At 58.5% G+C, this 11,216-nt stretch carries 12 protein-coding genes; 10 read left to right on the top strand and 2 right to left on the bottom strand.

What is annotated here, in order from left to right; all coding sequences use genetic code 11:
• Positions 1-78: 78 nt before the first annotated feature.
• The 10 genes from ACNAZS_RS14680 (at position 79) to ACNAZS_RS14635 (ending at position 9,304) form a co-directional block, all read left to right on the top strand.
• Entirely contained in the window at positions 79-501 is a 423-nt protein-coding gene (locus tag ACNAZS_RS14680; RefSeq protein WP_415790918.1) for a CopD family protein, read from the top strand.
• Positions 502-532: 31 nt separating this feature from the next.
• Complete coding sequence (locus tag ACNAZS_RS14675) at positions 533-2,209, top strand: THUMP domain-containing protein (protein WP_415790531.1); 1,677 nt, start codon at positions 533-535, stop codon at positions 2,207-2,209.
• A gap of 246 nt (positions 2,210-2,455) precedes the next feature.
• The gene (locus tag ACNAZS_RS14670; protein WP_415790916.1) at positions 2,456-2,656 is read left to right on the top strand and encodes a hypothetical protein; all 201 of its coding nucleotides are present in this window, start codon (positions 2,456-2,458) and stop codon (positions 2,654-2,656) included.
• A 385-nt stretch (positions 2,657-3,041) separates the two neighbouring features.
• Entirely contained in the window at positions 3,042-3,344 is a 303-nt protein-coding gene (gene copM / locus ACNAZS_RS14665; RefSeq protein ID WP_415790529.1) for a CopM family metallochaperone, read from the top strand.
• Positions 3,345-3,403: 59 nt separating this feature from the next.
• Positions 3,404-3,913, top strand: a complete 510-nt coding sequence (locus ACNAZS_RS14660) for an RDD family protein (RefSeq protein WP_415790527.1) — start codon at positions 3,404-3,406, stop codon at positions 3,911-3,913.
• Positions 3,914-4,006: 93 nt separating this feature from the next.
• A complete protein-coding gene (locus tag ACNAZS_RS14655) occupies positions 4,007-4,855 on the top strand; it encodes a UDP-2,3-diacylglucosamine diphosphatase (RefSeq protein WP_415790525.1) in 849 nt (282 codons plus the stop codon).
• A 141-nt stretch (positions 4,856-4,996) separates the two neighbouring features.
• On the top strand, positions 4,997-6,658 hold the full coding sequence (locus ACNAZS_RS14650) for an acyl-CoA synthetase (protein WP_415790523.1): 1,662 nt from the start codon (positions 4,997-4,999) through the stop codon (positions 6,656-6,658).
• Between the two features lie 19 nt (positions 6,659-6,677).
• Complete coding sequence (locus ACNAZS_RS14645; RefSeq protein WP_415790521.1) at positions 6,678-7,199, top strand: gamma carbonic anhydrase family protein; 522 nt, start codon at positions 6,678-6,680, stop codon at positions 7,197-7,199.
• A gap of 116 nt (positions 7,200-7,315) precedes the next feature.
• On the top strand, positions 7,316-8,233 hold the full coding sequence (gene hslO / locus ACNAZS_RS14640; protein WP_415790519.1) for an Hsp33 family molecular chaperone HslO: 918 nt from the start codon (positions 7,316-7,318) through the stop codon (positions 8,231-8,233).
• Between the two features lie 348 nt (positions 8,234-8,581).
• Positions 8,582-9,304, top strand: coding sequence for a TadE/TadG family type IV pilus assembly protein (locus ACNAZS_RS14635; protein WP_415790517.1), 723 nt, complete (start codon positions 8,582-8,584; stop codon positions 9,302-9,304).
• A 121-nt stretch (positions 9,305-9,425) separates the two neighbouring features.
• Here the strand turns inward: ACNAZS_RS14635 and ftsB are convergent, their stop codons facing one another.
• Positions 9,426-9,794, bottom strand: a complete 369-nt coding sequence (gene ftsB, locus ACNAZS_RS14630; RefSeq protein WP_415790515.1) for a cell division protein FtsB — start codon at positions 9,792-9,794, stop codon at positions 9,426-9,428.
• Between the two features lie 97 nt (positions 9,795-9,891).
• Positions 9,892-11,178 (bottom strand): phosphopyruvate hydratase, encoded by a 1,287-nt coding sequence (gene eno, locus ACNAZS_RS14625; RefSeq protein WP_415790513.1) that lies wholly within the window; start codon positions 11,176-11,178, stop codon positions 9,892-9,894.
• Positions 11,179-11,216: the final 38 nt, after the last annotated feature.

Genomic DNA, 11,216 nt, shown 5'->3' with positions numbered 1-11,216 from the left:
GTCTCAACAGAGACGTCCTACACACGACTACAATGCCCCCATATCCACCACTGAACAACAAACCAGCCCGCCATGCTAATGCTTTGGGTCAAGGCCTTTCACATCGTTTTCATTGCATCCTGGTTTGCCGGGCTGTTCTACCTGCCTCGTCTCTATGTAAACCTGGCACAGCAGCCTGACCCGGCGGTACAAGCCTGTTTGATCGCTATGGCGCGCCGGCTGTTTCGGTTTAGCACCCTGCTGGCGGTGATCGCCGTCGCGCTTGGGCTGTGGCTTTATGTGGGCTATGGTATTGGCATGGGACCCGGCAATGGCTGGATGCATGCCAAGTTATTCTTCGTGTTGCTCATCATCGGCTACCATCATGCCTGCTACGTGATGCTGCGCAAGTTTGAACTAGGCCGCAACACACGTTCTCACAAATTCTACCGTTGGTTTAACGAAGTGCCCGTCTTACTGCTCGTGGCAGTGGTACTGCTCGTGGTGCTCAAACCCTTCTGATCACACTGCCCGGCCTGCGGCCAGGATTCGTATGTCCTCTGATGAACAAGACCGCCGTAAAACACTGACGGTCAAAAAAACGGCGCGCGACGCACATGCGGCGGCCGACGATACTCAGCGCAAACGTAGTGGGGCGCGTGCGCGCACGGCTTCGCTGATCGAACGCGCCAAAGATCAGGCGCAACGTCTGCGCGGAGAACCCGCCAGCGATCCTGCGACATCGCGTGATACCGCAGTACGCGGCCGCGGCAAGCCTGGTTCGCGCACCTCCGATGAATTCCGTTCGCCCCGCCGTGAATCCGGCAAGCCCGATACGTTGCGTCGGCAACGCCGTGAATCCGCCCCACCTGGTGAGGCCCGTCCTCAGCGGCGCGACTCTGCCGCACCTGGTGAATCCCAGCAAAAGCGCCATGAATCCGCAGCACCGGACAAATTCCACGAACGGCGGCGTCAAGCCCCAGAGCCGGATGCATTTGTGGATCATGATGATTTTCCTGCCGAGACGGAATGGGTGCCCGAACCAGATGTTCAGCGCAGAGCGCCTCGCGCGCTACGCGAAGCGGAAATATTCGAGGTCTTCGCGCCCTGCCCTCAAGGTCTGGAAGAGGCCCTGACCGCCGAAATGCAGGCGTTGGGATTTACGGACGCCCAGGCGGGTCGTGCCGGTTGCCATTTCAGCACGGACTGGCCCGGTGTACAGCGCGCCAATCTGTATTCGCGCTTGGCGACTCGCATTCTGGTGCAGGTCGCACACGAGGAAATCTCGCACGAAGACGATATTCTGGATCTGGCCTACAGCGTGCCCTGGGAACGCTGGTTCGGCGCGGAGCATACGCTGCGGGTCGACACGTCAGCGATAAAAAGCCCTGTTCAAAGCCTGCACTATTGCAATCTGCGCGCCAAGGATGGGATCTGCGATCGACTGCGTGACCGTGAAGGCGAACGACCCAGTATTGATACCGTACGACCGGATGCCCGGGTACATCTGTTTTTGACTGGCCACACCGCAACCCTGTATCTGGACACATCAGGCGAGTCACTGTTCAAGCGCGGCTGGCGCCTGGATAAAGGTGAAGCCCCCCTGCGGGAGAATCTGGCGGCCGGGATGCTGGCGCTGGCTGGCTGGGATCCCGCCGCCGCGCTGCTGGATCCGTTCTGCGGTAGTGGCACGATTTTGATCGAAGCGGCCTGGATTGCATTGGGCGTACCCGCCGGGATCTCGCGGCCGCTGGGCTTTGAACGCCTGCGCGGCCATGATCCGCACCGTTGGCATGATCTCAAGGACGATGCTCGTGCCCGCATCTTGCCCGGCCTGGATGCCCCGTTGGTCGGCTACGACCTGGATCCGCAGGCTATCGAGTTCGCGCGCAACAACGCCGAACGCGCCTGGCTGACGCCGGACACGATCCGCTTTGAGGTGGGCGATGCTCGCGAGGTGCCTGCGCCCGCCGAACGAGGCTGGATCGTCACCAACCCCCCGTATGGCGAACGTTTGCCCGCCGACGAGACGGAGCTATGGCGTGCCTGGTCGGCCAACCTGAAACGGTCTTTCGCGGGTTGGCAGTTGCACGTGATCTCCAGCGACCGCGATCTACCCCAGCGCCTGAGGCTCAAACCCCTACGCCGCACACCCTTGCACAACGGTGCGCTGGATTGCCGCCTGTTCGGCTTTGAGCTCGTTGCCGCCGGCTACCGAGATCCCGTCTGATCAAGGAATGTTGTAAAAACACTGCAATATTGGGCCAGTAATGTGGCGACAAAGCCACAATATGCGCATTTAGCGCATTATCGGCACCATAGGTTTGCACTCTGCACCAAAGACTTGCATGTATTCAGGGTTAACCCTAAAATACGGGTTATCCCCAAGTGGCTTAGGTGGACTTTCGCACATAAGTGACGACACCCCTGGCTGACTTGAACGCATTACATAACGAATACGCGCAAGCTCTGGAACATCGTGCCCCACATTTATACCAACTCTTCTATTCGGTTGACCGACGAACTCGAACGCCAGTTGATGTTGCAAGCGATCGAAGAACAATTCCGCCCTCGCCCCCTACGCGCCCTGGCCCGCGGCCTGCGCCAGGTGGGTAAGGTCGTCAAGACCGTGATCGGTCGCCGCGTCGACGCGACATCCGCGCACTCGGCCGCCTAAGAACAACGACGTAACCGTTTTCCCCTTGGGGGCTGCTTCAGCCCCTTTTAAGACCCACTCTAAACCGGTGGGTTTTTTTTTTTGCCTTGGGCAGTGCTCCAAAAGAAAAAATGCTTCCCTGTGCGAGAAGCAAGCAAACCGAAATCAAAAAGATGAACTTCGACGCATGCGTAAAGCGCCGAGATTTATCGACACGTCCTTTACCTGAATGACTTGACCTTCCAACGATGGCAAGGATTATGATCGCCGGCCTATATCGGTTTTAACAACGCCAAAAAGTCTGATCTGTATGCATAAACGCGCTTTCTTTTTTATTGCTGCGGCCGTCTTCGCGATGAGTTCGGTTTACGCTCAATCGTCTGGCCACGCCGGTCATCAAACGGGTATGAGTCAGGACGCGCCTACGAGCCAAGGCGGCTATCAACCGGGCAAAAATCCGGTGGTTCAAGCCTATCAAGACGCGAATAATCGGATGCACGCGGACATGAATATCGCGTTCACGGGAGATCCCGATGTGGACTTCATGCTCGGCATGATTCCCCATCATCAGGGCGCAATCGACATGGCACGCGTGGAACTCAAATACGGAAAGGACCCTGCCGTACGCAAACTGGCCGAGGAAGTCATCGCCGCCCAGGAAAAGGAAATCGCGATGATGCGGAAATGGTTGGCTGATCGGGGGCACTGATAGGATCACCGGCACATCCCGGTAGCCAGTTTGAGAGATGCTCGGGATAATACGCCCCCATGACTGACGCTACCGCCTCTCTGACCCCCAGTCGGCTACGCCGATTTGCCTGCATGATGTACGAAGCCGTCCTACTGTTCGGCGTCGTTTTTCTAGCGGGCTACCTGTTCGACACCTTGACGCAAAGCAAGCATGCCTTGATGCTGCGACACGCGCGCCAAGTGTGGCTTTTTGTCGTCATCGGCATTTATTTTGTGCTGTGTTGGCGTAAAAATGGCCAGACGCTGCCCATGAAAACCTGGAATATCCGCGTGATGGACCGCGATGGTCAGCCGCCCTCGGTACCGAGGTTGATCTTGCGCTATGTCCTGGCGTGGCCGCCTGTGCTGGCCGCGGCGGGCTTGGTCGCAGTCGCCTCTACAGCCACGGGATGGAAATCGGTCGACCTGTTTATTGTGGTGGCGCCCTTCGCCATTTTTGTGTGGTCGTGGTTCGACCGCGATGGACAATTTCTGCATGATCGGCTGCTGGGCACTCGCCTGGGTAATGCTCCTGCGCGAAAAAAATAATCCTGCGTCACAACTGCGTCATTTTTTCGTCACGTAGACGTCACGGCACCATGGTTACATTCTCGTATACCGACAGCCGTAAGGGATGCACACGTGAACGAGACCCGACCCACTCACTGGCGCACGCTCTGGATTTCTGACCTGCATTTAGGCACTGCCGGGTGTAAAGCAGATTTCCTACTGGATTTTCTGGATAAGAACGAATCCGACACGCTGTATTTGGTGGGCGACATTATCGACGGCTGGCAGTTACGCAAACACTGGCACTGGCCCCGCGCACACAATGATGTCGTACAACGGATATTACGCAAGGCCCGCAATGGCACTCGCGTGGTATTTGTCCCGGGTAACCACGATGAGTTTGCCCGCGAATTCATCGGTTATGCCTTTGGGGACATCGAAGTTCTGGACGAGGATGTACACATCACGGCAGACGGCACGCGACTGCTAGTGCTGCACGGAGATCAGTTTGACGGTGTCATTCAGCATAGCAAGTGGCTGGCCCGTCTGGGCGACACGCTGTACCAGTCGGCTCTCTGGATGAATCACCATTTCAACCGGATGCGCCATCGCATGGGCCTGCATTACTGGTCGCTTTCGCAGTATCTGAAACACAAAGTGAAGAACGCCGTGGCCTTTATCACGGATTTCGAGGAAACCCTGGCGAGCGAAGCCCGGCGCCGCGGTCTGGACGGCGTCGTGTGTGGTCATATCCACAAACCCGAAATGCGCGATGTAGATGGCATTTTGTACTGCAATGACGGTGATTGGGTCGAGAGCCTGTCCGCGTTGGCAGAAAACCACGATGGGCAACTCAGCCTGCTTAACTGGGCCGAGCAGCATGCGCGTCGAGAGGCCGGTTCTCCCCCGACACGTCCGCGACGCCCCTTGTCGCTGCCCGCCCTGCCCTCGGCGCTGCGCCGCCAAAGCAAGCACCCGTAATAACCCTTATATGTCCCCGTTAGTGGCACGGGGATATTGCAGTTCGCGCCCCTCTAGGTCATGCTTGCACCTGTAGGGGGCATTCCGGCCCCCGGGCGGCATCCTCCAGGGTGATCGCCAGCGCGCTTACAAAATAGGGCTATGAACGACCAATATCAGTCGCTCTACCAATCATTCCGCTGGCTGGTTCCGACCCAATTCAATATTGCGGAAGCCTGCTGCCACCGTTGGGCGGCCAGTAGCTCGGACGCCCGGCGTATTGCCATTTACTACGAAGACGAAGCCGGCAACCGTGAAGTCTGGACCTACGCACGCCTGTCCGAGGCCGCGAATCAACTGGCGCACGGTCTGGTCAAGATGGGAATCGAACGCGGGGACCGAGTCGGTGTGGTTTTAGGACAACGCCCCGAAACGGTCGTTGCCCATATGGCGATCTATAGTGTCGGCGCGATTGTCGTGCCGCTGTCGCCGCTGTTCGGCCCCGAGGCACTGGAGACGCGATTACGAGATTCCGACGCTCGAATCGCGATTGTCGATTACGCCTCCAGCGCCAATTTGTTGGCCATTAGCGACAACTGTCCCAATCTCAACCAGATCATTGGCATCGGTTTTGTCGATGAGCAGGTCCTGCCGTGGCGCAGCCTGCTGGCGCGCCAACCGGGTGAGTTCAAGCAGGTCATCACGCGCGCCACCGACCCGGCGATCTTGCTCTATACATCGGGTACCACTGGGGCTCCAAAGGGCGCTTTGTTGCCCCATAGCGTGCTGATCGGCAATCTGCCGGGCTTTGTCGCCTCGCAAAACTGGTTTCCCAAACCCAACGATGTGTTCTGGTCGCCCGCTGATTGGGCCTGGACCGGCGGCATGATGGATGCGCTGTTGCCGACCTTGTACTTCGGGCACCCCATCGTGGGGACGCGCGGGCGTTTCTCGCCCGAGCGCGCCTTTGAGCTGATGGAGCGGTATCAAGTCACCAATACGTTCCTGTTCCCCACCGCGCTCAAGATGATGATGAAGACGGTGCCCGAGCCAGGGAGCCAGTATCGACTGGCGCTGCGCGCCATCATGAGCGCCGGTGAAAGTGTCGGCGAGACCGTCTTCGGATGGTGCCAAACAGCGTTGGGAATCACACCCAACGAGATGTTCGGCCAAACCGAGTTGAATTATGTCGTAGGCAATAGCCACCTGCGCTGGCCCGCCAAACCGGGCAGCATGGGCAGGCCCTATCCTGGCCACCAGGTCGCGGTCATCGACGACGAAGGACAAGCTGTCGCGCCAGGAGAGACTGGCGAGATTGCGCTCAACCGCCTGGATATCGTCGGCTTTCCCGACCCTATTCTGTTCTTGGGCTATTGGCGCAACGAAGCCGCGACGCAGGCGAAATTCACCGGCGATTGGTGCCGCACGGGAGATCTGGCCCGTGTCGATGATGAGGGTTACTTGTGGTACGCCGGACGCGCGGATGATGTTTTCAAATCGGCCGGTTACCGAATCGGCCCGGGTGAAATCGAAAACTGCCTGCTCGGCCACGATGCCGTGGCGAACGTCGCCGTCGTGCCCAAGCCCGATGCCGAGCGCGGCGCACTGGTAAAGGCCTATGTGGTCTTGACGCCGGAATACGTCGCGCGAGATCCCGACGTATTGATCCAAGCGCTACAAGCCCACGTGCGCGATCGCCTGGCGCCCTACGAATACCCGAAAGAAATCGAGTTCATTGCCGAACTCCCCATGACGACGACCGGTAAAATTCAACGCCGAGTGCTGCGCCTGCGCGAAGAAGCCCGCGCCGCCCACCAAGCCTGATACTACCCGAGACTGCTGTATGCCTATTTATCAACTCGACGACCTCATCCCCGACATCGATCCTAGCGTCTATATTGCTGACAGCGCCGACATCATCGGCAACGTCACCCTGCAAGCGGGGGTCAGCATTTGGTCGCATGTGGCGATCCGTGGCGACAATGCCCCGATCATTGTTCAAGCGGGGAGCAATATCCAGGAGTCGTCGGTACTGCACGTCGACGAGGGCTGCACATTGACGGTGGGGCCCGGCGTCACGGTCGGCCATCAGGCGATGCTGCACGGCTGTACCATCCACGAAGGCGCACTGATTGGCATGCAAGCCATCGTGCTCAATAATGCCGTCGTTGGGCGAAATTGCCTGGTTGGCGCGGGAGCCATTATTCCCGAAGGCAAAATCATCCCCGACAACTCGCTCGTGATCGGTATCGGCAAAGTCGTTCGCGAACTCTCAGCCGACGAAATCGCCAATATGCATAAAAACACGCGTGATTACGAGACACGGGCGCAGCAGTACAAACGGGTGCTCAAGCGGATCGGCTGACAGGGCTGGGATTCTGGATGCAGATAGGCCACCTGCTCCGGCGGATGCAATCGCCTGGCGTTACAGGGCGACGCCCGTCACACATCGGGTCAAGCTGATCGGCTAACATTCCAGCTATGACTGATCAACTCAAAAAATACCTCTTCGAAGACCACTCTGTGCGCGTACAAACTGTGCGGTTGCACGAGACTTGGTTACAAGCCCAGGAACACCATCAGTATCCGCCCGCCGTCCAGAAACTGCTCGGTGAGCTGGTGGCGGCGGCGGCATTGCTGGCCGCCAATATCAAGTTCGAAGGGTCGCTCGTACTGCAAATTCAAGGGGCCGGCCCCATCGCCCTGCTGATCGTCGAATGCCAGTCGGATCTGAGCCTGCGCGCGACGGTCAAGATCCGCGAGGGCCACGAAATGCCCACGGATGGCACCATGCAAAGCCTACTCAATGCCGATGACCAGGGCCGCTTTATCGTCGTTCTGGATCCGCGCCGCAAGGTACCCGGCCAACAGGCGTACCAAGGCATCGTTCCCCTGGAGGGCGATACGGTCGCCGAGGCCTTGCAACACTACATGAAGGCGTCGGAACAGCTCGACACCCGACTGTGGCTGCAGGCTGATGCTCAGCACGCCGCGGGCTTGCTGATTCAGCGCCTGCCTGATCACGGCGGCAGCACACAGGGCGATGCGGCCTCCGACACGATGCATCGCGCCATCACGTTGGCCGATACGCTGAAGTCGGACGAACTCCTGACCACGGACATCGATACCCTGATTCATCGACTGTATTGGGAAGAAACGCTGATTGCCTTTGAGCCGGCGACGGTACGCTGGTACTGCCCCTGCACGCGCGAGCGCGTCGCCAGCATGCTGCGCTCGTTAGGCGAGGTAGAGATCAACGACATTTTGGCCGAACAGGGCCGGGTGCAAATCACGTGTGATTTCTGCGGTAAACCTTATGAATTTGATCCGGTCGACTGCTCGGGCCTGTTCGCTGCCGCCAAGCCCATGCCCGAGCAAGATCCGCCGACCGTGCATTAAACGCCGCACGTCTTGCCCCGCTCGTATACAGCGGGGAGAGAGACGTAAGCACCTCCCTTACACGGACGCCAAGTGCGCCTCGGAAACGGGAGCCGCAGACACCGACGACACCCATCCCGCGTCAGTATCTTGCATGACGAAATGCAGCTAACGGCAGGGGTAGTCGCAATTACCGCAGTCGTAATTGCCACAATCGACGTGTTGGTCTTGGACGAGCACACTGCTGTATCTTCCAATACAACGTTGTGATTTCTGATGTATGCACCGCGAGACCTGCTGCCTACCTGTCACATGACGCTTCTCTTGCGTAGCGGTTTGGACAGGTCTACGTTGCCGCGCGGATCGCGGATGGCCAGACGTAATGAACCCGCAAAACAGCGTGAGACTGGCGCGGCGATGATCGAATTTGGCCTGCTGGCCTTGCCGCTGCTGTTAATGAGTCTGCTGATCATCGAGGCCGCACATTGGCAATTGGTGCGGCAGTTGGCATACGTGGCGCTGCTGGACGGTGCTCGCGCGGGTGCGACGCAGCATGGCCGCCCCAGTGCTATTGAGCAGGCATTTGCACATGCCTTTTTGCCACGTTTCATCCATGCGGGCAGCAATGCACGCGAGACGCAACGCCGCAATTGGGAACGTATTCAACAGCGCACAGATATGCCGGCGTGGAAAATTGAGGTTTTGCAGCCCGACGAGGCTGCATTTCGAATTCATGCCCAGCCGGGTCTACGAATCCCGGGTGTGACCGGGCGCCTCGTGATCAACAACGACTTTCAAGCAGAGCAACATGCTCGGACGCCTGCCACGCATCCTGATATTTTTGAGGCGAATACGCTACATGTCCGCCTGACTTATCTGCACGAACCGCTGACACCTTTGGTGCGCACGCTGTTGCGGCGCATCGCTGGACCAACGGACAATTGCGCCCGGCAGGCCTGGTCGCACGGATTGCTGGCGATGCGACTAGCGCTACGCGTGGAAATGCACTCACATCCCGTGGCGTGGCAGGAGACGCCACCCGCGCGCCACGATAAAGTCATCCACGGGACGTGGACCTGTATGGATGAATGATGAGAATCTGTGCTCACAACGATGAAGGGCCGTGTCAACACGAAGGGCTATCTCAACAATGGCTAAGGGTAGTGCCCACAACGACGCAGAGCCGTGCCAAGACGATGGAGAACCACGCCGTTTAACGATTCGGTCGAGGATTATTCGGCTTGGGATTATTCGCGGTGGCGTTATTCGACGAAGGGCTGTTTACCGCAGGGCTATTCGCAGCGGGACTATTCGGCGGCACGATCTGCACAAAAACTTCGCCTTCGCGCATCATGCCTAGCTCATTGCGAGCACGTTCTTCGATAGCCCCTACGCCGGTTTCCAGGTTGCGCACTTCGGCCTCCAGCGCCGCATTGCGCGCGCGCAGGCCTTCGTTGGTTTCATGTCGCTCGACGATCTGTTTCTGCAAGTCCCAGACCTTGAACCAGCCCCCTTTACCCAACCATAGCGGATACTGGATCAACACCACCAAAACCAGCAGCACCAGAAACAACAGGCGCATATGCAAAAACCCTTATGGGAAAACCTTGACGGTAATGGACCAAACCAAAGTGCCAGGCACCTGGCGTGCCGGTGCCTAGCCTTGCAACGCTACTAAATCAACGCAGATTGTAGAACGCATCCAGCCCCGGGTACGAAGCGACTTCGGCGAGTTCCTCTTCGATACGCAGCAACTGGTTGTACTTGGCCATACGATCCGAGCGCGACAGCGAGCCCGTTTTGATTTGCATGGCGTTCGTCGCAACAGCAATGTCGGCAATGGTCGAGTCTTCGGTTTCGCCCGAACGATGCGACACGACGGCGGTATAGCCGGCACGCTTGGCCATCTCGATGGCGGCAAAAGTTTCGGTCAACGTACCGATCTGATTGATCTTGATCAGGATCGAGTTGGCGACACCCTTTTGGATGCCTTCGCGCAGAATGCGGGTGTTGGTGACGAACAGATCATCGCCCACCAGTTGGACTTTTTTGCCCAACTGATCGGTCAGCAGCTTCCAGCCGTCCCAGTCGTTTTCGGCCATGCCGTCTTCGATGCTGATGATGGGGTACTTGTCGCACCACGTGGCCAGCAGGTTGGCAAACTCTTGTGACGACAGCGACAGGCCGCCCTCGCCTGCCAGCGTGTACTTGCCGTCACGGAAGAACTCCGAGCTGGCGCAATCCAGACCCAGTGCGATCTGCGAACCTGGCTCGTAGCCGGCTTCAGTGATGGCCTTGAGGATCAACTGGATGGCCGCCTCGTGATTGGTGACGTTAGGGGCAAAACCGCCCTCGTCGCCCACGGCGGTGGACATACCCTGATCGTTGATGATCTTCTTCAGGCTGTGGAACACCTCGGCGCCCCAGCGCAGGGCTTCGCGAAAGCTCGTCGCGCCCACCGGCAAAATCATCAGTTCTTGCAGGTCGAGCGAGTTATTGGCATGCGCGCCACCGTTGATGACGTTCATCATCGGCACGGGCATGCTCATCGGGCCACTACCGCCAAAATAGCGATACAGCGACAGACCGGACTCGTCAGCCGCGGCGCGTGCCACGGCCATGCTGGCGGCCAACAACGCGTTGGCGCCCAGGCGTTCTTTGCTATCGGTACCGTCCAGCTCGATCAGCGTGCGGTCAACAAAGGTCTGCTCTTGCGCGTCCAGGCCCATCAGGGCTTCGGAAATCTCGGTGTTGAGGTTTTCGACAGCACGCAGCACGCCTTTGCCCAGATAGCGGGATTTGTCGCCGTCGCGCAGCTCGATGGCTTCGCGTTGGCCGGTGGACGCGCCCGACGGAACGGAGGCGCGACCCATCGCGCCGGATTCCAGCAACACATCACATTCGACCGTGGGGTTGCCACGCGAGTCGAGAATTTCACGACCGATGATATCGACGATTGCACTCATGATTTCTTGATTCCCTGAACGATAGACAAATTCATGAC

The organism is Bordetella tumulicola, assembly GCF_965138755.1.
Lineage (GTDB): Bacteria > Pseudomonadota > Gammaproteobacteria > Burkholderiales > Burkholderiaceae_B > Bordetella_A > Bordetella_A tumulicola.
The sequence above is the reverse complement of the archived record's forward strand: the minus strand, read 5'-3'. Positions and strand labels throughout refer to the sequence as shown.